Origin of the sequence: Streptomyces rubellomurinus (assembly GCF_000961885.1) — a bacterium.
In the GTDB taxonomy this organism is placed as follows: Bacteria; Actinomycetota; Actinomycetes; order Streptomycetales; family Streptomycetaceae; genus Kitasatospora; species Kitasatospora rubellomurina.
Genome location: NZ_JZKH01000113.1, coordinates 1 through 21,043 on the forward strand (window position 1 = coordinate 1; position 21,043 = coordinate 21,043).

20 protein-coding genes and 2 tRNA genes are annotated in these 21,043 nt (G+C 73.9%); 6 read left to right on the forward strand and 16 right to left on the reverse strand.

Features of this window, described 5'->3' with window-relative positions; translation table 11 throughout:
- The first annotated feature begins 21 nt into the window (after positions 1–21).
- Positions 22–552: an SUKH-3 domain-containing protein gene (locus VM95_RS33510; RefSeq protein ID WP_045704149.1), complete on the forward strand. Its 531-nt coding sequence runs from the start codon at positions 22–24 to the stop codon at positions 550–552.
- Here VM95_RS33510 and VM95_RS33515 read toward each other — a convergent pair whose 3' ends face one another.
- Positions 553–1,848: a sensor histidine kinase gene (locus VM95_RS33515; protein WP_045704122.1), complete on the reverse strand. Its 1,296-nt coding sequence runs from the start codon at positions 1,846–1,848 to the stop codon at positions 553–555.
- 282 nt (positions 1,849–2,130) lie between these two features.
- Here VM95_RS33515 and ppc point away from each other — a divergent pair, with 282 nt between their 5' ends.
- Positions 2,131–4,944, forward strand: a complete 2,814-nt coding sequence (gene ppc, locus VM95_RS33520) for a phosphoenolpyruvate carboxylase (RefSeq protein ID WP_045704124.1) — start codon at positions 2,131–2,133, stop codon at positions 4,942–4,944.
- 82 nt (positions 4,945–5,026) lie between these two features.
- On the opposite strand, the gene VM95_RS39380 is transcribed toward ppc, so the two are convergent.
- The 8 genes from VM95_RS39380 to VM95_RS33560 form a co-directional block, all read right to left on the reverse strand.
- Complete coding sequence (locus VM95_RS39380; protein WP_052707730.1) at positions 5,027–5,980, reverse strand: hypothetical protein; 954 nt, start codon at positions 5,978–5,980, stop codon at positions 5,027–5,029.
- A complete protein-coding gene (locus tag VM95_RS33530; protein ID WP_045704126.1) occupies positions 5,970–6,491 on the reverse strand; it encodes a SigE family RNA polymerase sigma factor in 522 nt (173 codons plus the stop codon). The genes VM95_RS39380 and VM95_RS33530 overlap by 11 nt, the downstream gene beginning before the upstream one ends.
- A 114-nt stretch (positions 6,492–6,605) precedes the next feature.
- Complete coding sequence (locus tag VM95_RS33535) at positions 6,606–6,929, reverse strand: hypothetical protein (RefSeq protein ID WP_157882270.1); 324 nt, start codon at positions 6,927–6,929, stop codon at positions 6,606–6,608.
- A gap of 187 nt (positions 6,930–7,116) precedes the next feature.
- Positions 7,117–7,695 (reverse strand): aminoacyl-tRNA hydrolase, encoded by a 579-nt coding sequence (gene pth, locus VM95_RS33540; protein ID WP_045704130.1) that lies wholly within the window; start codon positions 7,693–7,695, stop codon positions 7,117–7,119.
- A gap of 108 nt (positions 7,696–7,803) precedes the next feature.
- Positions 7,804–8,391, reverse strand: a complete 588-nt coding sequence (locus VM95_RS33545; protein WP_045704132.1) for a 50S ribosomal protein L25/general stress protein Ctc — start codon at positions 8,389–8,391, stop codon at positions 7,804–7,806.
- Between the two features lie 313 nt (positions 8,392–8,704).
- Complete coding sequence (locus VM95_RS33550) at positions 8,705–9,682, reverse strand: ribose-phosphate diphosphokinase (protein WP_045704133.1); 978 nt, start codon at positions 9,680–9,682, stop codon at positions 8,705–8,707.
- Between the two features lie 201 nt (positions 9,683–9,883).
- Positions 9,884–11,350, reverse strand: a complete 1,467-nt coding sequence (gene glmU / locus VM95_RS33555; protein ID WP_279616859.1) for a bifunctional UDP-N-acetylglucosamine diphosphorylase/glucosamine-1-phosphate N-acetyltransferase GlmU — start codon at positions 11,348–11,350, stop codon at positions 9,884–9,886.
- Between the two features lie 149 nt (positions 11,351–11,499).
- A tRNA-Gln gene (locus VM95_RS33560) sits at positions 11,500–11,573 on the reverse strand.
- A 336-nt stretch (positions 11,574–11,909) separates the two neighbouring features.
- Between VM95_RS33560 and VM95_RS33565 the strand changes: the two genes are divergently transcribed.
- Positions 11,910–12,914 carry an acyl-CoA desaturase gene (locus VM95_RS33565; RefSeq protein WP_078860944.1) on the forward strand — a complete coding sequence of 335 codons (1,005 nt, stop codon included), beginning with the start codon at positions 11,910–11,912 and terminating at the stop codon, positions 12,912–12,914.
- A gap of 209 nt (positions 12,915–13,123) precedes the next feature.
- Positions 13,124–13,726 (forward strand): TetR/AcrR family transcriptional regulator, encoded by a 603-nt coding sequence (locus tag VM95_RS33570; RefSeq protein WP_045704135.1) that lies wholly within the window; start codon positions 13,124–13,126, stop codon positions 13,724–13,726.
- Positions 13,727–13,763: 37 nt separating this feature from the next.
- Here the strand turns inward: VM95_RS33570 and VM95_RS33575 are convergent, their stop codons facing one another.
- On the reverse strand, positions 13,764–14,567 hold the full coding sequence (locus VM95_RS33575) for a methyltransferase domain-containing protein (RefSeq protein ID WP_045704137.1): 804 nt from the start codon (positions 14,565–14,567) through the stop codon (positions 13,764–13,766).
- 110 nt (positions 14,568–14,677) lie between these two features.
- Between VM95_RS33575 and VM95_RS33580 the strand changes: the two genes are divergently transcribed.
- A complete protein-coding gene (locus tag VM95_RS33580) occupies positions 14,678–15,175 on the forward strand; it encodes a MarR family winged helix-turn-helix transcriptional regulator (protein ID WP_045704139.1) in 498 nt (165 codons plus the stop codon).
- Between the two features lie 22 nt (positions 15,176–15,197).
- Here the strand turns inward: VM95_RS33580 and VM95_RS33585 are convergent, their stop codons facing one another.
- The 5 genes from VM95_RS33585 to VM95_RS33605 form a co-directional block, all read right to left on the reverse strand.
- Positions 15,198–16,211, reverse strand: coding sequence for a LuxR C-terminal-related transcriptional regulator (locus VM95_RS33585; RefSeq protein WP_045704141.1), 1,014 nt, complete (start codon positions 16,209–16,211; stop codon positions 15,198–15,200).
- Between the two features lie 283 nt (positions 16,212–16,494).
- Positions 16,495–17,457, reverse strand: coding sequence for a UDP-glucose 4-epimerase GalE (galE, locus tag VM95_RS33590; RefSeq protein ID WP_045704143.1), 963 nt, complete (start codon positions 17,455–17,457; stop codon positions 16,495–16,497).
- Positions 17,458–17,608: 151 nt separating this feature from the next.
- Positions 17,609–18,277, reverse strand: a complete 669-nt coding sequence (locus VM95_RS33595) for a response regulator transcription factor (RefSeq protein WP_045704145.1) — start codon at positions 18,275–18,277, stop codon at positions 17,609–17,611.
- A gap of 166 nt (positions 18,278–18,443) precedes the next feature.
- Positions 18,444–18,519 (reverse strand) — tRNA-Thr (locus tag VM95_RS33600).
- Between the two features lie 109 nt (positions 18,520–18,628).
- The gene (locus tag VM95_RS33605) at positions 18,629–19,090 is read right to left on the reverse strand and encodes a winged helix-turn-helix transcriptional regulator (protein ID WP_078860946.1); all 462 of its coding nucleotides are present in this window, start codon (positions 19,088–19,090) and stop codon (positions 18,629–18,631) included.
- Between the two features lie 179 nt (positions 19,091–19,269).
- Here VM95_RS33605 and VM95_RS33610 point away from each other — a divergent pair, with 179 nt between their 5' ends.
- Positions 19,270–19,866 (forward strand): flavodoxin family protein, encoded by a 597-nt coding sequence (locus tag VM95_RS33610; protein WP_045704147.1) that lies wholly within the window; start codon positions 19,270–19,272, stop codon positions 19,864–19,866.
- A 25-nt stretch (positions 19,867–19,891) separates the two neighbouring features.
- Here the strand turns inward: VM95_RS33610 and VM95_RS33615 are convergent.
- Positions 19,892–21,043: MFS transporter (locus VM95_RS33615; RefSeq protein WP_157882271.1), on the reverse strand; the 1,152-nt coding region annotated here is incomplete at its 5' end.

Below are 21,043 nucleotides of genomic sequence, written 5' to 3' on the forward strand. Positions count from 1 at the left end.
CCCCCGCCCCCACCGGCCACCCTGTCCCCGGCCACTGCGTCCCCGGCTGGGCTCGGGCGGACCCGCCCGCGCTTCCCCGCCCAGGTCGCCGCCGAACTGAAGGCGGCCGGCTGGCACCCCGGCCGCTGGGAGATCCGGCAGGCCGAGGAGTGGGCCGACACCCTGGTCGGGCACGGCGGTCCGGCCGGCCCGGGGCACACGGTGTTCCCGGCGGCGGTCGAGGCCTGGGCCGAGTTCGGCGGCCTCGCCTTCGACCTGGTCGGGCCCGGCCGCCAGCTGGCCCGCAGCCCGTTCCTGCTCGACCCGCTGTGCGGACTGCACCTGCCGCGCACCCTGTCCGACCTCGGCCGGGCGCTCGGCACCCGGCTCGCCCCGCTCGGCGAGGAGGCGCACGGGCAGTCGCTGCTGGCCATCGACGAGGAGGGCCGGGTCTACGGCCTGGACCACACCGGCGAGTGGTTCCTCGGCCACGGCATCGACCAGGCGATCACCACCCTGGTGCAGGGCACCGCCCCGGAACGGCTGCGCACCGCCGACGGGTACGACGCCTGACTAGGGCGCCGCGCCCGGCCCCGGCCGCCCGAGCCGGTCCGCCCGGACGGCCAGCCGGGACGGCAGCACCGCCTCCACCCGGAACCCGCCGTCCGCCTCCGGCCCGGCCGAGAAGGTGCCGCCCAGCGCGATCACCCGCTCCCGCATGCCGACCAGCCCGTTGCCGCCGCTGGGCAGCTTCGCCGCCCCCAACTCCGCGCCCGGGCAGGCGTTCACCACGCTCACCCGCACGCCGTTCGGCGCGTACGCGAGCAGGACGGACACCTGTGCGCCGCCCGCGTGCTTGTGCGCGTTGGTCAGCCCCTCCTGGACGACCCGATAGGCGGTCTGCTCGGCCTCGCCGGTGAACTCCTGCCGGCTGCCGCTGACCGTCAGCGTCACCGCCATCCCGGCCGCCCGGGACTGGTCCACCAGCCGGGGCAGCCCGGCCAGCGAGTCCGGCTCCGGCTGGTGGCGGTCCTCGTCCATCCGCAGCACGCCGAGGATCTCGCGCAGTTCGTTCAGCGCCTGCCGGCCCACCTCGCCCATCAGCTTGGCGCTCTGCGCGGCCTTCGCCGGGTCCTTGGCGACGATCCGCTCCAGCGCCCCGGCGTGCACCACCATCAGCGACACCCGGTGCGCCACCACGTCGTGCATCTCCCGGGCGATCCTGGTCCGCTCCTCCAGCCGGGCCCGGCGGGCGCGCTCCCGGGCCTGCTCGGCCAGCAGGTCCAGCTCGGTCTCCAGGCCGTGCGCGCGGTCCTTGAGCGACTCGATCAGCCGCCGCCGCGCGCCCACGTACAGGCCGGTCACCACCGGCGGGACGGTGAGCCCGACCGCCACCAGCACGGCCACCAGCACCTGGACCCACAGGGCCGGCTGCTCCACCGCCGTGTCGCCGGGCGTCAGCATCGACACCATCATCACGGCGACCGCCTCGGCGAAGGCCAGCACCGACAGCGACACCAGCCGCCGGCGCCGCGAGGGCCACTCCCAGGTCTCCGCCAGCGTGTACAGCGACACCACCAGCAGCAGCACCCCGAGCATCCCGGGCAGCACCGCCAGGGTCACCAGCACCGGAACGGCCGGCCACCGCCGGCGCAGCACCAGCGAGCCGCCCGCCAGCGTGCCGACCACCGCGACCGCGGCCGTGCCCGCGGCGGACAGGTCCACCCGGGCGCTCAGGAAGGCGACCGTGCTGACCGCGCACTCCAGCGCGGCCAGCAGCGCCAGTCCGATGTCCAGGAAGGCGCTGCGCGGCCGCTTCCACCACCAGAACGGGTTGACCGGCGCGCGCTCCCCAGGCGACTTGCTCATGCCCCACAGCCTAGAGCGTGCCCCTCGGGCACCGCCGGGCAAGGCCTCCCACCCTTCCCACCGGAACCACCCGTCACACCTCCCGCGCCCCTCAAGTGGTCCATACCACAAGCCGTTCCGGTCGCGCTGTCCGCCATCCGGCCACCTCGCGGACAGCGACCGCCCCGACACCTATGCTGGTCGCGTCGGACAGCGCGGTCCGCACGCGTCACACCCGCCACTCTGCGCGTGGACCTGTGACGATGAGCCGTTGCCGAACCCCACCACCACAGGGAGCCAGCCGTGACCGCTCCGGTCCCCAACCAGGCGGACAGCACCACCTCAGTCGGAGCCGCCGGCTCGGAAGAAGACAACGCAGCACTGCGCGCGGACATCCGCCGCCTCGGCGACCTGCTCGGCGAGACGCTGGTCCGCCAGGAGGGCCCCCAGCTGCTGGGCCTGGTGGAACAGGTCCGCCTGCTCAGCCGCACCAACGGCGAGGCCACCGCCGAACTCCTCTCCGACATCGACCTGGAGACCGCCGCCCGGCTCGTGCGCGCCTTCTCCACCTACTTCCACCTCGCCAACGTCACCGAGCAGGTGCACCGCGGCCGCGAGTTCGCCACCCGCCGCGCCCGCGAGGGCTCCCGGCTCGCCCAGGTCGCGGACCAGCTCGCCGACGCCGACCCCAAGCACCTCCAGGACACCCTGGCCCACCTGTCGGTCCGTCCGGTCTTCACCGCGCACCCCACCGAGGCCGCCCGCCGCAGCGTGCTCAACAAGCTGCGCCGGATCGGCGAACTCCTGGACCGCATCCACCGCGAGGAGATCACCTCCGGCCTGGCCGCCGCCGACCCGGCGCGCACCAGCAGCGCCCGGCGCTCGGCCGACCGCCGCCTCGCCGAGGTCATCGACCTGCTCTGGCAGACCGACGAGCTGCGCATCGCCCGCCCCGAGCCCACCGACGAGGCCCGCAACGCCGTCTACTACCTGGACGAGCTGTACCGCGAGGCCGTCCCCGAGGTCCTGGAGGAGCTGCACGAGGAGCTCTCCCGGGTCGGCCTCGACCTGCCCCCGGGGGTGCGCCCGCTCACCTTCGGCACCTGGATCGGCGGCGACCGCGACGGCAACCCCAACGTCACCCCGCAGGTCACCTGGGACGTCCTCAACCTCCAGCACGAGTACGGCATCAAGGACGCCCTCGCCGCCGTCGACGACCTGCGCAACACCCTCTCCACCTCCGAGCGGCTGGCCGGCGCCTCCGTCGAACTGCTCGCCTCGCTCAACACCGACCTGCACCGGCTCCCCGAACTCAGCCCCCGCTACAAGCGGATGAACGCCGAGGAGCCGTACCGCCTCAAGGCCACCTGCGTCCGGCTCAAGCTGGAGAACACCCGCGAGCGGCTGGCCGGCGGCACCCCGCACGTCGAGGGCCGCGACTACCTCGGCACCCGCGAGCTGGTCGCCGACCTGCGGCTGATCCAGGACTCGCTGCGCGCCCACCGCGGCGAACTCATCGCCGACGGCCGCCTCGCCCGCGCCATCAACACCGTCGAGGCCTTCGGCCTCCAGCTCGCGACCATGGACGTCCGCGAGCACGCCGAGGCCCACCACCACGCCCTCGGCCAGCTCTTCGACCGCCTCGGCGAAGAGGCCTGGCGCTACGCCGACATGCCCCGCGAGTACCGGCAGAAGCTGCTCGCCAAGGAGCTGCGCTCGCGCCGCCCGCTCGCCCCCACCCCGGCCCCGCTGGACGAGGCCGGCACCAAGACCCTCGGCGTCTTCAACACCATCCGCGAGGGCTTCGAGCGCTTCGGCGACGAGATCGTCGAGAGCTACATCATCTCGATGTGCCAGGGCGCCGACGACGTCTTCGCCGCCACCGTGCTGGCCCGCGAGGCCGGCCTGATCGACCTGCACGCCGGGATCGCCAAGATCGGCATCGTGCCGCTGCTGGAGACCACCGACGAACTCCAGCAGGCCGACCGCATCCTCGACGAGATGCTCTCCGACCCCTCCTACCGGCTGCTCGTCTCGCTGCGCGGCGACGTCCAGGAGGTCATGCTCGGCTACTCCGACTCCTCCAAGTTCGGCGGCATCACCACCTCCCAGTGGGAGATCCACCGCGCCCAGCGCCGGCTGCGCGACGTCGCCCACCGCTACGGCATCCGGCTGCGCCTGTTCCACGGCCGCGGCGGCACCGTCGGCCGCGGCGGCGGCCCCTCGCACGAGGCCATCCTGGCCCAGCCCTGGGGCACCCTGGAGGGCGAGATCAAGGTCACCGAGCAGGGCGAGGTCATCTCCGACAAGTACCTGCTCCCCTCCCTCGCCCGGGAGAACCTGGAGCTGACCCTCTCCGCCACCCTCGCCGCCTCAGCGCTGCACACCTCGCCGCGCCAGGCCCCCGAGGAACTGGCCCGCTGGGACGCCGCGATGGACCAGGTCTCCGAGGCCGCCCACACCGCCTACCGCGCCCTGGTCGACCAGGAGGACCTGCCGAAGTACTTCTTCGCCTCCACCCCCGTCGACCAGCTCGCCTCGCTGCACCTCGGCTCCCGCCCGTCCCGCCGCCCCGACTCCGGCGCCGGCCTGGACGGCCTGCGGGCCATCCCGTGGGTCTTCGGCTGGACGCAGTCCCGCCAGATCGTCCCCGGCTGGTACGGCGTCGGCTCCGGCCTCGCCGCCGCCCGCGCGGCCGGCCTCGGCGACGTGCTGGACGAGATGTACGGGCAGTGGCACTTCTTCCGCAACTTCCTGTCCAACGTCGCCATGACGCTGGCCAAGACCGACCTGCGGATCGCCCGCCACTACGTCGAGCAGCTGGTGCCCGCCGACCTGCGGCACATCTTCGACCAGATCGTCGCCGAGCACGAGCTCACCCTGCGCGAGGTGCTGCGGCTCACCGGCGAGAGCGAACTGCTCGAACACAACCCGGTGCTGAAGCAGACCTTCACTGTCCGCGACGCCTACCTCGACCCGATCTCCTACCTGCAGGTCGCGCTGCTGCGCCGCCAGCGCGAGGAGGTCGCCGCCGGCGGCCACGAGGACCCGCTGCGCGCCCGCGCCCTGCTCCTCACCGTCAACGGCATCGCCGCCGGCCTGCGCAACACCGGCTGACGGACGGCACGAACGGCGAAGGGGCCGTTGTCCATCCCCCCGGATGGACAACGGCCCCTTCGAGCTTCTTCCGGGGCCGCTCCTACAGCGGGACCCCGTCCACCAGCAGCGGCCCGTACCGCCGCTTGAACTCCGCCGTCAGCTGCGGCATCCGGTCCCGGAGGTAGCCCGGCCAGACGACCTTCACCCCGGCGCCGCCGTCGAGCAGCCGCCAGTGCCAGCTCTCGACGTTCTGGGACTTCCAGTAGGCGGCGTCCGCCCTGGCCTTCTCGGTGACGGCCCGCAGCTCGGCGAACGAGTGCTCCGCGTCCTCGAACACCAGCCTGGTGGCCGGCCACGGCCGGACCGCCGCCCGCACCGCCTCGTCGAAGCCGCCGTCCCCGGGGACGCGCTTGACGTGGAGCGTCTGCGCGCCCGGGTCCCAGCAGAAGCCGAGGTAGCGGTCCGCGAACTGCTTGGCCCCGAGCTCGTCGACGGCCTTGGCCGCCTCGTGCGGGGCGATCGTCTCCTGCGCCGTGCGCGGCACCCCGGGGGTCGGGAACGGCGCCTCGGCGAACTCCCGCCAGGAGGACGACCCGTGCCACTGGGCGTCGATCCAGAAGTCCCCCGTGCCGTCGCTCTTCGCGGGGTCGCAGGAGGCGACGGGGCTGCCGGGGAGGTCCGACACCGGTGGTGGAGTCCACGGCGGCCCGGTGCGGAAGCCCGTGGAGCTTCCGGACGGCGAGCCGGACGGAGCCCCGGTCGGAGAAGCGGACGGGGAGGCGGAGGCGGACGGGCTCGCCGGTGCCACCATCGCCGTCTCCGACCCGCCGCCCCCGCCGAGTTGGGCCAGGCCGCCCATCCCGACCGCCAGCACCACGACGACCGCCGACCCCCGTACGGCAGCCCGACGCCGCGCCCGGCGCGCGCCCGCCTTCCTCAGCCCGGCCAGCGGCACGGCGCCGCCGGTCACCCCGTCCGCCCGCGCGCCCAGCCGGACGACCAGCTCCCGCTCGAACTGCCCCGATGCCCCGCCGGTGTCGCCCTCAGTGGCCATGTGCGACCAACTCCCTCTCCCCAGCCAGTTCCTGGCGAAGCGCCTTGACGGCCCTGGCCAGGTGCGTCTTGGCGGTCGGCAGCGAGCAGCCCAGCTCCTCCGCCACCCGTGCGACCGGGAGGTCCACGTAGTAGCGCAGCACCACGGCGGCCCGCTGACGCTTCGGCAGCGCCCGCAGCGCCTCCGCGAGCCGCTCGTCCCCGGCGTCCGCCGGGTCCTGCGGGGCGTCCGGCAGTTCGGAGGTCAGCACCTCCCGCCGGGTCCGCCGCCAGCGGGAGACGTGCGTGCGGACCATCGCGGTCCGCACGTACCCCTCGGCCGCCTGCGGGTCCCGGATGGCGAAGCGCTTCGGGTACACCCGGGTCAGCGCGTCGTGCAGCAGGTCCCTGGCGTCGTGCAGGTCCCCGGTGATCAGGAAGGCCCCGCGCAGCAGTGCGTGGTACCGCGCCGCGACGAACTCGTCGAACGGGTCCCCGCCGACGCCCCCGGGGGCCACCGCATCACGCTTCATACCCACAGGACGCACCGCCCGTCGAAAACGGATGACAAACCGAACGACGGATTTTCAGACCAACACGAAGGGCCGGCGCTCACCGAGAGCACCGGCCCCTTCCGTCCCACGTTCCTACTCCGCGGGCTCCCCCGCGCGCCTGCGCCGCAGCCACAGCGCGGCACCGCCGGCCGACACCAGCAGGCCGCCGCCGACCGCGAGCAGCCCCGCGTCCGGCCCCATCGAGTCACCGAGCACCGGCGCGAACTGCGCCGCCGCGGGCTCCGGGGTGACCGCCGGGTCCGGCTCCGCGACCGGGTCGGCGTGCGCCATCGCGCCGCCCGACAGCAGCGCTCCCGCCACCCCCAGCGCGCCGGCCGTGCCGACCCGTCGCCCGAGCTGCACCAGCCGGACCACCCGGCGCCGCCGAAGCCGGCGGACCGGACGCAATCTCCGCATCGAGAACTCCCCAGGACCCGTTCGCGTACCAGGGCGACGCTATCCGATCGCCCACAGGGTTCTCACACGGATTCAGGTGTGGGCGGGCAAGCGTTGTACGACCGTTGCGTACGCCGCTCAGTACGCCGCGCAGTACGCCGCAGAGTACGCCGCACATCCCGCCGCCGGGACCGCCCGTGACGGACCGTCAGGAGTTGTACGTGCCCTGCGCCCGCTCCAGCCCCTCGGACAGCAGCGCCTCCACCGCGTCCGCCGAGCGGTCCACGAACCACTCCAGCTCCTTGCGCTCGGTCGAGGAGAAGTCCTTCAGCACGAAGTCCGCGACCTCCATCCGGCCCGGCGGCCGGCCGATCCCGCAGCGCACCCGGTAGTAGTCCGGGCCGAGCGACTTGGTGATCGACTTCAGCCCGTTGTGGCCGTTGTCCCCGCCGCCCAGCTTCAGCCGCAGCGCCGCGTAGTCGATGTCCAGCTCGTCGTGGACGGCGATCAGCGCCGAGGCCGGCACCTTGTAGAAGTCCCGCAGCGCCGTCACCGGCCCGCCGGAGAGGTTCATGAAGGACATCGGCTTGGCCAGCACCACCCGCCGGCCCGCCAGCCGCCCCTCGGCCACCTGCGCCCGGCTCTTGTGCGCCTTGAACTTGGCGCCGATCCGCTGCGCCAGCAGGTCGACCACCATGAAGCCGATGTTGTGCCGGTTCCGGGCGTACTGCTCGCCCGGGTTGCCCAGCCCCACCACCAGCCAGGGGCCCTCGTACTCGTCCGCCATCCTTCACTCCTTCGCGCTCGACGCCATCATCCCGGACACACCGCTGCCCCGGCCGCTCCAGCGGGAGCGACCGGGGCAGCGGCCTTCAGCTACGTGGTGCTACGAGGCTCAGGCCTCGGCGCCCTCGGCCTCGGCGGCCTCGTCCTCGGCCGGGGCGGCCTGGGCGGCGATGACCTGCAGGACGACGGCGTCGGCGTCGACGGCCAGCGAGACGCCGGCCGGCAGGACGATGTCCTTGGCGTGCACCGAGGCACCGGCCTCCAGGCCGGCGACGGAGACGGTGACGGCCTCGGGCAGGTGGGTGGCCTCGGCCTCGATCGGCAGGGCCTGCAGGACGTGCTCCAGCAGGTTGCCGCCCGGGGCCAGCTCGCCCTCGGTGTGGACCGGAACCTCGACGGTGACCTTCTCGCCACGCTTGACCAGCAGCAGGTCGACGTGCTCGATGTCGCGCTTGATGGCCTCGCGCTGGACGGCCTTCGGCAGGACGTACTCGTCCTTGCCCTCGATCGGCACGACCAGCAGGGCGTTCGGGGTCTTCAGGGCCATCATCAGGTCGTGGGCCGGCAGGTTCAGGTGAACCGGGGCGTGGCCGTGGCCGTAGACGACACCGGGGACGAAGCCGGCGCGACGGGCGCGACGGGCGGCACCCTTGCCGAACTCGGTACGGGTCTCGGCGGCAAGGCGGATCTCGGACACGACTGCACTCCTCGTGAAAATGGCGCGGGGGTGCAGGCAACGCGAAAAACCGCCGGGACCACACCCTCAGTACGTTCGGGGGTCACTCGGCGGCAACGGCCTCTGCCGGCGGACGGAATCCGCTACCGGCAGCGCGTCGATCACGGAGCGGGCGCCCGTCCAGCGGGCACACGGCATCCCTCGCCGAGCAGTTTCACGAGTCTAACCGCACCGGGGCCCTCCCGCGAAATCGGCGGCGGCCCCGGCCCGTCCGGACCGGGGCCGCCGCGGGGCCCTCGTCAGTGCACGCCCGCCGGGGCGGGCGCCGATCGGCTCAGTGCACGCCCTCGAACAGGCTGGTGACCGAGCCCTCCTCGAACACCTCGCGGATCGCGGCCGCGATCGACGGGGCGATCGACAGCGTGGTGATCTTGTCCAGCTGGAGCTCCGCCGGGGTGGGCAGCGTGTTGGTGAACACGAACTCGCTCACCCGCGAGTTCTTCAGCCGGTCCGCGGCCGGGCCGGAGAGCACGCCGTGGGTCGCGGCCACGACGACGTCCGCCGCGCCGTTCTCGAACAGCGCGTCGGCCGCGGCGCAGATGGTGCCGGCGGTGTCGATCATGTCGTCGACCAGGACGCAGACCCGGCCCTTGACGTCACCGACGACCTCGGCCGACAGGATGGTGTTGGCCTGGGTCATGTCGCGGCGCTTGTGGATGATCGCCAGCGGGGCGTCCAGCCGGTCGCACCACTGGTCGGCCACCTTCACGCGGCCGGCGTCCGGCGAGACGACGGTCAGCTTGGAGCGGTCCACCTTCTCGCCGATGTAGTCGGCCAGCAGCGGCAGCGCGAACAGGTGGTCCACCGGGCCGTCGAAGAAGCCCTGGATCTGCGCGGTGTGCAGGTCCACGGCCATCAGGCGGTCGGCACCGGCCTGGCGCAGCAGGTCGGCGATCAGGCGGGCGGAGATGGGCTCGCGGCCCAGGTGCTTCTTGTCCTGGCGGGCGTACCCGTAGAACGGCAGGATCGCGGTGATGCTCCGGGCGGAGGCCCGCTTCAGAGCATCGATCATGATCAGCTGCTCCATGATCCACTGGTTGATGGGAGCCGTGTGGCTCTGCATCACGAAGCAGTCCGCGCCGCGCGCCGACTCCAGGAAGCGGACGTAGATCTCGCCGTTGGCGAAGTCGAGGGCCTTGGTCGGAACCAGCTCGGTCCCCAGCGCCTCGGCAACCTCCTTCGCCAGCTCCGGGTGGGCACGGCCGGAGAAGAGCTTGAGCTTCTTCTCACCCGACGTCGTGATCCCGCTCACTGCACCGTCTCCTCGCGTTGCGGACGCTGAACCCCGCACCCCGCCCGGGCAGGCGCAGCCCGCACGCGACAGGGATCGGGGAATTGTCGGTACGCCTGGACACGGGCGGTAAGCCCAGTGGCGCACGTATGTCCCCCAGGTTACGCGCCCGCGCAGAAACCGTCCGCCCCGGGACCGCCCCCAGGATTCCCGCCCGTCCCGTCAGGTCTGCGCCGCACCCTGCGCCGCACCGTCGGTCGCGGCCTGCGCGGCCTGCGCCGACGCGGTCCCGGGACGCTTGCGCTCCACCCAGCCCTCGATGTTGCGCTGCTGCGCCCGGCTCACGCCGAGCGCGCCCGGCGGGACGTCGGAGGTGATCACCGAGCCGGCCGCGGTGTAGGCGCCGTCACCGACCGTGACCGGGGCGATGAACATGTTGTCCGAGCCGGTCCGGCAGTGCGCGCCGATGACCGTGCGGTGCTTGCGCACGCCGTCGTAGTTCACGGTGACCGAGGCGGCGCCGACGTTGGTGCCCTCGCCGATGGTGGCGTCCCCGATGTAGGAGAGGTGCGGCACCTTGGCGCCCTCGCCCAGCTCGGAGTTCTTCACCTCGACGTAGGTGCCGACCTTCGCCTTGCGGGCCAGCTTCGCCCCCGGCCGCAGGTAGGCGTACGGGCCGGTGACGGCGAGCTCGCCGATCTCGGCGCGCTCGGCCGTGGTGTTGCTCACACGGGCGCCGGCGCCGACCAGGGTGTCGGTCAGGGTCGAGTTCGGGCCCACCTCGCAGCCCTCGCCCAGGTGGGTGGCGCCGTGCAGCTGGGTGTTCGGCAGCACCACGGCGTCCGGCTCGAAGGTCACCTGCACGTCGAACCAGGTGGTCGCCGGGTCCACCACGGTGACGCCCGCGCGCATCGCCCGCTCCAGCAGGCGGTCGTTCAGCAGCCGACGGGCCTGCGCCAGCTGCACCCGGTCGTTGATGCCCAGGATGTCGCGGTGGTCCTCGGCCACCACGGCGCCCACCCGGTGGCCGGCCGTGCGCAGGATCGCCAGGGTGTCGGTCAGGTACTCCTCGCCCTGCGAGTTGTCCGTGGTCAGCTCGGCCAGCGCCTCGGCGAGCAGCTTGGCGTCGAAGGCGAAGACGCCCGAGTTGATCTCGGCGATGGTGCGCTGGGTGTCGCTGGCGTCCCGCTCCTCGACGATCGCGGCGACGGCGCCGTCCTCGTCCCGCAGGATCCGGCCGTAGCCGAACGGCTCGGGGACGACGGCGGTCAGCACGGTGACGCCGTTCTGCTGCGCCTCGTGCGAGGTCGCCAGCCGGTGCAGGGTCTCGCCGGTGAGCAGCGGGGAGTCCCCGGCGGTGACGATCACGGTGCCGTCCAGCGTCACGCCGTCCGCGGCCAGTGCCTCCAGCGCCGTCCGCACGGCGTGCCCGGTGCCCTTCTGCTCCTCCTGCACCACCGGACGCGCGGCCGGGTGGTGCGCGGCCAGGTGCTCGACGACCTGCTCGCGCTGGTGCCCGACGACCACCACGAGGTGACCGGGGGTCAGTTCACCGGCCGCCGAGACGGCGTGGCCCACCAGGGAGCGTCCGCACACCTCGTGCAGCACCTTGGGCAGCTTGTTCGACTTCATCCGGGTCCCGCCACCGGCGGCGAGCACGACAACGGCGGCAAGCGACTTGGCACCCAAGGGGAGGCTCCTCAGTAGGTTCACAGCGAGGGCAGAGCGGCCAGGGGCGCGGATCCGCACAGATGCCCTGGCCGTTCGAGGATAGTGCGAGGCTACCTGCGGGAACGCCGGGGCCTCGGCCCGCGGATGTCCGCCCCTGGCCGTTCGGATGGCTCCCGGAGGAGGATTCGAACCCCCATAAGCTGGACCAAAACCAGCTGTCCTGCCCTTAGACGATCCGGGACCGCGCACCCGCTCGCAGGACTCCCGGCGGCGCGCTCGCCCAAGACTACGGGTTGGCGCGGCTCACATCTACCACCTGTCGCCAACCGCCCCCGCCGCTCCCGGCCGTGGTCGCGGGGCGCGCGGCGAGGGGCCCGCGGCGGCCCGTCCCCCGATCGGGTGCGACCGGCCCGCTCACCGGACGGGCCCCGGGTTCATCCATCCAGTCGGGTGAATTCACTCAAGCGCCGCGCGGCGGTGTGTTCCCCTGGCGACGGAGCGCAACCTACGATGCCGTAGGTTACGCCGACGTAGCCTCCGCTCCTCTCCCGTACCGGGACGCCGCAAAGGGACGCCCATGACCATCCAGGCAGGCGAGACGCGCGCGGGGAACGCCGCGTCCCCCACCCCACCCGCCGACACCGCCGCCGATCCGACCGCCGACGCCGCCACCCAGCTGTCCGCCACCCGCGGCGGGGAGCGGCAGGGCCAGGCCGAGCGGATCGCGCTCCTGCTGTTCATCCTCGTGCCGTTCGCCGCCCTGCTGGCCGCCGTCCCGGTGGCCTGGGGGCACGGGCTGGGGTGGACGGACGTCGCGATCGCCGTCGTCATGTACTTCCTCACCTGCCACGGTGTCACCGTGGGCTACCACCGCTACTTCACCCACGGCGCGTTCAAGGCCTCCCGCCCGATCAGGCTCGCCCTGGCGATCGCCGGCAGCCTGGCCGTCGAGGGCCCGCTGGTGCGCTGGGTGGCGGACCACCGCCGGCACCACCGGTTCAGCGACAAGGAGGGCGACCCGCACTCCCCGTGGCGCTACGGCGAGAGCGTCCCGGCGCTGATGAAGGGCCTGTGGTGGGCGCACATGGGCTGGTTGTTCGACGAGGAGCAGACCTCGCAGCTCAAGTACGCCCCCGACCTGGTCCGGGACCCGGCCATAAGGCGGATCTCCCGGCTGTTCTGGCTCTGGACCCTGATCTCCCTGCTGCTGCCCCCGCTGGTCGGCGGCCTGGTGACGCTCTCGTGGCAGGGCGCGCTGTCCGCCTTCTTCTGGGGCTCGCTGGTCCGGGTCGCGCTGCTGCACCACGTCACCTGGTCGATCAACTCGATCTGCCACGCGGTCGGCCGGCGCCCGTTCCGCTCCCGGGACCGCTCCGGCAACGTCTGGTGGCTGGCCGTGCTGTCCTGCGGCGAGTCCTGGCACAACCTGCACCACGCCGACCCGACCGCGGCCCGGCACGGGGTCCTGCGCGGACAGATCGACTCCTCGGCCCGGCTGATCCGCTGGTTCGAGCTGGCCGGCTGGGTCCGGGACGTCCGGTGGCCGGACGCTCAGCGGATCGCCGCCCGCCGCGCCGCATGAGGCGGCGCTTCCAGCATGATGTAGGGGTGAACGGGAGCAGCGCAGACAGCACAGGCGGTCACCTCAGCGCGCGGACGGACGCGGCGCCCGATGCGGCGCCGGTCCGTCCGCGCGCCGCTGCACCGGAGGGCGGGGCGGCCGACCGGCGCCCCGGGAGCGACGGTCCGGCCGCCGCCCCCGCACCGCGCCGCCGCGGCGGCCGGGTCCGGATGACCGGCAAGCAGCGGCGGGAGCAGCTGCTGGAGATCGGCCGGACGGTCTTCGCGGAGCGCGGCTACGACGGCACCTCGGTGGAGGAGATCGCGGAGCGCGCCGGGGTCTCCAAGCCGGTGGTGTACGAGCACTTCGGCGGCAAGGAGGGGCTGTACGCGGTGGTGGTGGACCGCGAGATGCAGCTGCTGCTGGACATGGTGACCGGCGCGCTGACCGGCGGGCACTCGCGCGAACTGCTGGAGCAGGCGGCGTTCGCGCTGATGGACTACATCGACACCTCGACGGACGGCTTCCGGATCCTGGTCCGGGACTCGCCGGTGGCGCAGTCGACCGGCACCTTCGCCTCGCTGATCAGCGACATCGCCACCCAGGTCGAGGACATCCTCGGCCTGGAGTTCAAGTCCCGCGGCTTCGACGCCCGGCTGGCCCCGATGTACTCGCAGATGCTGGTCGGGATGGTCGCGCTGACCGGCCAGTGGTGGCTGGAGGTCCGCAAGCCGGACAAGGCGACGGTGGCGGCGCACCTGGTGAACCTGGCCTGGCACGGGCTGGAGGGCCTGGAGCGGCACCCGAGGCTCGTCGGCGAGCGCACGGGCTGAGCCCGCGCCGGGCTCCCTGTCAGCGCTTGGCCCCGGCCTACTTGGCCCCGGCCTGCTTGACCCCGACCGCGAAGATCCGCCGGAACGGGAACACCGTCCCGTACGGCCCCGCCGGGTAGGCCTCGCGCAGCAGCCGCCCGTACTCGGCGAGGAAGGCGGCCCGGTCGGCCGGGTCGGTGAGCCGGGTGAGGACCGGGCGCAGGGCGCTGCCCTTGACCCACTCCAGGACGGGCTCCGGCCCCGCCAGCAGGGTGGAGTAGGTGGTCTCCCAGACGTCGGGCCGGCAGCCGGCGGCGGCCAGGGCGTCGAGGTAGCGCTCGGGCGGGTGGACGCCGGCGCGGACGGCCCCCGTGCCGAGCGCGTCGCGCCAGCGGGCGCTGCGGCGCAGGTCGGCGAGCAGGGTGTGGCTGGGGGCGTCGAAGTTGCCGGGCACCTGGAAGGCGAGGACCCCGCCGGGTTCGAGGGCGTCGGCCCAGCGCGGCAGCAGCGCCAGGTGCCCGTCCACCCACTGCAGGGTGGCGTTGGAGACGATCAGGTCGGGCCGCACCGGGGCCGGGTCGTAGTCGCGGGCGTCGGCGAGCAGGTACGCGGCGGTGGGCTCGCCCTCGGTACGGGCGGTGGCGAGCATCGGGGCGGAGCTGTCGACGCCGGTGAGGCGGGCGTGCGGCCAGCGCTCGCGCAGGGCGGCGGTGGAGTTGCCGGGGCCGCAGCCGATGTCGATCACCACCTCGGCGCCCGGGTGCGGGAGGGCGGGGACCCGGGCCAGCAGCTCGTGCAGCGGGCGGGTCCGTTCGTCGGCGAAGCGCAAGTACTGGGTCGGGTCCCAGACGGGAGCGGCCATGGCTCACCTCTCAGGTATCTCGACATCAAGATATCTCCGTTAGCCTCACTGGCACATTTCTCGATGTCAAGAGACTTCACATCGACACATCCACCGATACACTGATCGTCATGGAGGACGAGGTCGACAGGCTGGTCGCAGCGTGGCGCCGAGAGCGCCCCGACCTCGACGTGGAGCCGCTCGAAGTGCTCAGCCGGGTCAGCCGGCTGGCCCGGCACCTGGACCGCGCCCGCCGCACCGCCTTCGCCGAGCACGGCCTGGAACCCTGGGAGTTCGACGTGCTGACCGCCCTTCGGCGGGCCGGCTCCCCGTACCAGCTCTCCCCCGGCCAACTGCTCACCCAGACCCTGGTCACCTCCGGGACCATGACCAACCGGATCGACCGCCTCACCGGCAAGGGCCTGGTCAAGCGCCTGCCCGACCCGGACGACCGGCGCGGCGTGCTCGTCCGGCTCACCGACGACGGGCGGGACCGCGCCGACCAGGCGCTCGCCGGACTGCTCGTGCACGAGCGCGAACTGCTGGCCCAGCTGACCCCCGGCCAGCAGGGCGAACTCGCCGGACTGCTCCGGCTGCTGGTCGCCCCGTTCGACAACATCCCGGGCTGAGGGCCTGCGGGGCCGTGCCCGCTCAGCCCCGCTCGGCGGCGCCCGCCACCGACTGCGGCGGCGCCGGGACGGCCGGCTCGGCCGGGCCGACCCCGGCCCGGCGGGCCACCGCGACGGCCGCCAGCGTGGAGTGCACCCCGAGCTTGCCCAGCACGTTCTGCATGTGGGTCCGGACGGTGTGCGGCGACAGGTACAGCCGCTCGGCGACGGCCTGCCGGCCGAGACCCGCGACCATGCAGCGCAGGATCTGCTTCTCCCTCGGCGTGAGGGTGTCCACCAGCCGCTCGCTCTCGGTGCGGTCGCGCCGGGCGGTGGTCAGCTCCCGGATCACCCCGGTCAGCAGGGCCGGCGGCAGGTGCGTCTCGTCCCGCAGCACGCCGCGGATCACCGCCAGCAACCGGGCCAGCGAACTCTCCTTGGCCACCCACCCGGCGGCGCCCGCGTGCAGGGCGCGGGCGGCGCGGTGCGGGTCGTCGGCGACGGCCAGGACGACGGCGCGCAGCCCGGGGTGGGCGCGGCGCAGCCGGCCGAGCAGGGTGATGCCGTCCGGCGCCGGGGCGACGGGTCTGAGCTGGTCCGGGCGGTGCTGCGGGAGGCGGTCGGGGCGCTCGTCGAACAGCGGGCGGGCGCCGGGCGGCGGCGCCGACACAGCCGCGGGCGGCAGGGCCGGGCGGCGGGGCTGCGGCACGGCCGGGGCGGGGCGGCGGCGGACGGCCGGCTGTCCCGGCTGACCGGCCGCCGGGCCCGGCTGCGGGGGGTGCGCCGTCCGGGCCGCCGGGGCGGCCTGGTTCGTCTGCGCCGCCTGTGCCGCCTGTGCCGCGACTGCCGCCTGTGCTGCCTGCGCGCCGAGGTCGGCGTCGACCAGCACCACGTCGTAGGCCCGGCCCTCGGTGGCGGCCCGCTCCAGCGCCCGCTCGGCGGCGGCCGCGCTGCCGGCCGCGCCCACCTCCACGTCCGGCTCGGCGGCGAGCGCCGCGGCCAGCGCCTCGGCGAAGATCCGGTGGTCGTCGACCACCAGGACGCGGATCCGCCCCATCGTCAGTTCCCCCTGCTCAGACCATCCCCGCCAGCCCGGAGCCGACCCGGTCCGGCCCCGGGGCCCGTCGTCGAGCCCCCGCCCGCAGGGCGGCGCCGGGGCCCGGGCGCTGCCGATACCGCCCTCAGGGTACGGGCCGGGAAAGACGCTCGTGGTGGTTTGGTGAAGTTTCGCCAGGAGGTGCGCGGGTGGCCGGAACCACCCCCTGTGCCGCTCCCCACCCGCGAACGGCGCGGGCGCCGCCCCCCGGGTGGGGAGCGGCGCCCGCGGCGGTCGTCACGGCCTACTGGCCGGCGCGCTCCAGGGTGAACTTCCAGGCGTCGGCGACGATGTCGTCCAGGTTCGCCCGGCGCGGCTGCCAGCCCAGCGCCTGGTGGGCGCGCTCGGCGGAGGCGACCAGCACGGCCGGGTCGCCGGCCCGGCGGGCGGCGACCTGCACCGGGATCTCCCGGCCGGTGACGCGCTTGACCGACTCGATGACCTCGCGGACCGAGAAGCCGTTGCCGTTGCCCAGGTTGCAGATCAGGTGCTCGCCCGGCTTGGCCGCGTCCAGCGCCAGCAGGTGCGCGTCGGCGAGGTCCGCGACGTGGATGTAGTCGCGGATGCAGGTGCCGTCCGGGGTCGGGTAGTCGTCGCCGTACACGGCGATGTGCGGGCGCTGCCCGAGCGCGGCCTGGAAGACCAGCGGGATCAGGTGCGACTCGGGGTCGTGCCGCTCGCCGTAGGAGCCGTACGCGCCGGCCACGTTGAAGTAGCGCAGCGAGACGGCGGCCAGGCCGTGCGCGACGGCCTCGCTGGTGATGATGTGGTCCACGGCGAGCTTGGTGGCGCCGTAGGTGTTGGTCGGCGCGGTGCGGGCGGTCTCCGCGATCGGCACGACCTCCGGCTCGCCGTAGGTGGCGGCGGTGGAGGAGAACACCAGCTTGCGCACGCCGGCCGCGCGCATCGCGCTGATCAGCTCCAGCGAACCGGCCACGTTGTTGCGCCAGTACTTCTCCGGGTCCGCGACCGACTCGCCGACCTGGGAGGAGGCGGCGAAGTGCAGCACGCCGTCGAAGGAGCCGTCCAGGACCTTGCCGGCCTCCTGGATGCGCCCCTCGACGAACTCGGCCCCGGCCGGAACGCCCTCGCGGAACCCGGTGGAGAGGTCGTCCAGGACGGTCACCTGGTGCCCCGCCTCCAGCAGGTGGGCAGCGACCACGCTGCCGACGTAGCCGGCCCCACCCGTGACCAGGTACTTACTCATGTTGAGACCTCCAGCGGGCGACGGCACCCGCCCGGTCGGCGGCGCCGTCGACTGAGATGCGAACGACTGGGGCCATTCTCCCTTCCCGCCGGTGTGCTCCGGACCACGGTTGCCGCCCGGACGATCCCGTCCCGCACCGTTCACCTGCCGCTCAGCCGTCCGCCATCCGCTCCAGCAGACCGGTGCGCGCCGCCACCGCGGCCGCCTCCAGCCTGGTCCGCGCGCCGAGCTTCATCAGCACCCGCTGGACGTGGGTACGGGCGGTGCTCGCGGCGATCCGCATCCCGGCCGCGATCGCCGCCGTGTCCTCGCCGTCCGCGATCCGGGCCAGCACCTGCACCTCACGGCGGGTCAGCAGCCGCAGCAGCCGCGCCGCCTCGTCGTCCGGCTCGACCGCCGGGCGCAGCAGCTGGTCGAAGGCCCCGCGCAGGACGTCCACGGCGACCGCCGCCTCCCCCGCCCGGGCCCGCCCGATCGCCCGCTCGACCACCTCGATCCGCTCGTCGCTCGGCACGTACCCGGCCGCGCCGGCCGCGAACGCCCCTGCCACGCCGCGCAGTTCACCCACCGGCCCGAGCACGATCACGGCCACCCCGGGGCACTCCCGGCGGATCCGCCGCAGCCCGTCGAAGGCGCCCGGCCCGCCCGGCGCGGCCACCCCCAACAGGCACACCTCCGGTCGCCGCCCGACCACCAGGTCGGCCGCCACCGCGGCCGGGGTGCCGACCGCGAGGACCCGGTGCCCGCGCAGCTGGAGCGCGGTGGCCAGCGCCTCGGCCAGCAGTCGGTGGTCGTCGACCACCACGAGTCGAACACCCATGACGCCCTCCCGGTCGGGGTCCGGCTCGCGCCCGCACCCCTCGGGCGGACGGCCGATGACGCACCATCAGAACGCATTCCGTGCCCGACCCGCCAGACCTCCCGGCCCGGCTCCCCCGAACGGGGAACGCGAAAGACCCCCCGCCATCAGGCGGGGGGTCTTTCCGTGGAGCCCCCATGCGGAATCGAACCGCAGACCTTCTCCTTACCATGGAGACGCTCTACCGACTGAGCTATAGGGGCTTGCCGGGCTTTTCGCCGGGCCGGTCGAACAAGGAAGACATTACACGGCCGCCGACCCGAAAGGGAAATCGGCCCCGGTCCGCCGACCGCACCGGCACCGCCGCCGGCCTCAGCCCTCGGCGTGCGCCGCGTCGAACTCCTCGCGCGCCGCGACGATCCGCCCGGTGCACCGCTCCGTCCAGCGGCCGATCGGCGCGAGCAGGGCGGCCAGCTCCCGGCCCAGCGGCAGCAGGTCGTAGACCACGCGCGGGGGCGTCTCCGGATGGACCGTCCGCAGCACCAGGCCGCTGCGCTCCAGGGAGCGGAGCGACTGGGTGAGCATCTTGCGGCTGACCCCGTCGATCCCGCGCTGGAGCTCGGAGAACCGCTGCGGGCCGCAGAGGGCGAGGTCCATCAGGATCAGCATCGACCACTTGTCGGCCAGCTCGGCGAACACCTCGCGGCTGGGGCAGAGCTGGGCGAAGACGTTGTGCCCCTGCTCCCCGTGCTCCTGCTCCCCGTGGTCCCGCTCCCCGCGCTCCTGCTGCCCGCCCCGGACGGACGCGGCCCGGGCCACTTCTTGCGTCGTCATGCCCTCCAGGGTAGTCCGCCGGTCTCCAATCCACCCCTGGTCTCTTTTCGCTTCTTGGTCTCCGATGGAGACCTGGTCTATATTGGAGACCGTTCGACGGACCGGCCCCCGAACCACGGCCCGGTCCGTTCCCCGCCGCCCTTCCCCGGCCTTCGCCCGTCCCGTACAGGAGTGCCCGCATGACCGCCGTCCGCCCCACCGTCGCCCTCGCCTACCACTCCGGCTACGGCCACACCGCCGTGATCGCCGAGGCCGTCGCGCGCGGCGCCGCCGCCGCGGGCGCCGAGGTCGTCCAGATCGGCGTCGACACCATCACCGACGAGCAGTGGGCCCAGCTCGACGCCGCCGACGCGATCGTCTTCGGCTCCCCCACCTACATGGGCAGCGCCTCCGGTGCCTTCCACACCTTCGCCGAGGCCACCAGCAAGCGCTGGTTCATCGACGCCTGGCAGGACAAGGTCGCCGCCGGCTTCACCAACTCCGCCTCCAAGAGCGGCGACAAGGCGAGCACCCTCGCCTACTTCCAGACCCTCGCCGCCCAGCACGGCATGAGCTGGGTCAACCTGGGCCTCAAGCCCGGCTGGAACGCCACCACTGCCAGCGAGAACGACATCAACCGCCTCGGCTTCTTCAACGGCGCCGCCGCCTCCTCCCCGTCCGACGCGGGCGCCGAGGCCGTCCACAAGGCCGACATCGCGACCGCCGAGCACCTCGGCGAGCGCGTCGCCAAGCACACCGCGATCGTGCTGGCCGGCCGCGCCGCCCTGGCCGGCTGAGCCCCCGCCCCGCCCGTACGCGCGGCTACGCCGCCGGGTCCGCCCCCAGGGCGGGCGCCCGGCGGCGTCCGCCGTCCGCCGCCTGATCCGCCGCCTGATCCGCCGCTCGGTCCACGGCCGCCAGCTCGACGGCCGTCGTGTCCGGCAGCAGCCGCAGGCACCCCAGCGCCAGCACCCCCAGCCCCGCCAGGTACCAGCCGACCGGCTGCGCCGTCCCGTACGACTCCGTCAGCCTCGTCGCCACCAGCGGCGTCGTCGCCCCGCCTACCACCCCGCCCAGGTTGTACGTCAACGCGGCGCCCGTGTAGCGCACCCGCGTCGGGAACAGCTCCGGCAGGAACGCCGCCATCGGCCCCAACAGGCACCCCAGCACCACCATCGCGCCCGCCAGCGCCGTGAACATCAACGGCCGGCGCACCGTCTCCAACAGCGGGAACAGCACCAGCGACCACACCGCCGCCAGGCCCGTCGCCCGCTGCAGCGTCCGCCGCCGGCCCCACCGGTCACTGAGCGAGGCGCTCACCCACACCATCACCCCGCCGCCCACCGCGCCGACCAGCAGCATCGACAGCAGCAGCGTGCTCGCCACCCCGAGCCCGGTGGTCCCGTACGCCAGCGCGTACGTCGTCGTCAGGTAGAACAGCGCGTACCCCACGGTGAGCGCCCCGGCCCCCGCCAGCACCGTCCGCCAGTGCCCCCGCACCACCTCCACCACCGGCGGCCGCTCCCGCCCCTGCGCCGCCCGGAACAACGGCGTCTCGTCCAGCCGCAGCCGCACCGCCAGCCCCACCGCCACCAGCGCGAACGAGGCCAGGAACGGTACCCGCCAGCCCCACTCCCGGAACGACCGCTCGTCCAGGCCGAGTTGGAGCGCCAGGAAGACCCCGTTCGCCAGCACGAACCCGCCCGTCGGCCCCAACTGCAGGAACGCCCCGTAGCGCCCCCGCCGCCGCGCCGGCGCGTTCTCCGCGATCAACAGCGCCGCCCCGCCCCACTCCCCGCCCAACCCCACGCCCTGGCACACCCGCAACACCACCAGCACCGCCGGCGACCACCACCCCCACGCCGCGAAACCCGGCAGCACCCCCCCCGCCGCCGCCGCCGACCCCATCAGCAACAGCGACACCACCAACGTCGCCTTCCGCCCCACCCGGTCCCCGAAGTGCCCGAACACCAC

What these genes read in the sequence shown, in the direction of transcription:
- VM95_RS33515 (WP_045704122.1), bottom strand. Translation starts at nt 1,848, where the DNA reads ATGAGCAAGTCGCCTGGGGAGCGCGCGCCGGTCAACCCGTTCTGGTGG.
- VM95_RS39380 (WP_052707730.1), bottom strand. Translation starts at nt 5,980, where the DNA reads ATGGCCACTGAGGGCGACACCGGCGGGGCATCGGGGCAGTTCGAGCGG.
- VM95_RS33530 (WP_045704126.1), bottom strand. Translation starts at nt 6,491, where the DNA reads ATGAAGCGTGATGCGGTGGCCCCCGGGGGCGTCGGCGGGGACCCGTTC.
- VM95_RS33535 (WP_157882270.1), bottom strand. Translation starts at nt 6,929, where the DNA reads ATGCGGAGATTGCGTCCGGTCCGCCGGCTTCGGCGGCGCCGGGTGGTC.
- pth (WP_045704130.1), bottom strand. Translation starts at nt 7,695, where the DNA reads ATGGCGGACGAGTACGAGGGCCCCTGGCTGGTGGTGGGGCTGGGCAAC.
- VM95_RS33565 (WP_078860944.1), top strand. Translation starts at nt 11,910, where the DNA reads ATGACCATCCAGGCAGGCGAGACGCGCGCGGGGAACGCCGCGTCCCCC.
- VM95_RS33570 (WP_045704135.1), top strand. Translation starts at nt 13,124, where the DNA reads ATGACCGGCAAGCAGCGGCGGGAGCAGCTGCTGGAGATCGGCCGGACG.
- VM95_RS33575 (WP_045704137.1), bottom strand. Translation starts at nt 14,567, where the DNA reads ATGGCCGCTCCCGTCTGGGACCCGACCCAGTACTTGCGCTTCGCCGAC.
- VM95_RS33580 (WP_045704139.1), top strand. Translation starts at nt 14,678, where the DNA reads ATGGAGGACGAGGTCGACAGGCTGGTCGCAGCGTGGCGCCGAGAGCGC.
- VM95_RS33585 (WP_045704141.1), bottom strand. Translation starts at nt 16,211, where the DNA reads ATGGGGCGGATCCGCGTCCTGGTGGTCGACGACCACCGGATCTTCGCC.
- galE (WP_045704143.1), bottom strand. Translation starts at nt 17,457, where the DNA reads ATGAGTAAGTACCTGGTCACGGGTGGGGCCGGCTACGTCGGCAGCGTG.
- VM95_RS33595 (WP_045704145.1), bottom strand. Translation starts at nt 18,277, where the DNA reads ATGGGTGTTCGACTCGTGGTGGTCGACGACCACCGACTGCTGGCCGAG.
- VM95_RS33605 (WP_078860946.1), bottom strand. Translation starts at nt 19,090, where the DNA reads ATGACGACGCAAGAAGTGGCCCGGGCCGCGTCCGTCCGGGGCGGGCAG.
- VM95_RS33610 (WP_045704147.1), top strand. Translation starts at nt 19,270, where the DNA reads ATGACCGCCGTCCGCCCCACCGTCGCCCTCGCCTACCACTCCGGCTAC.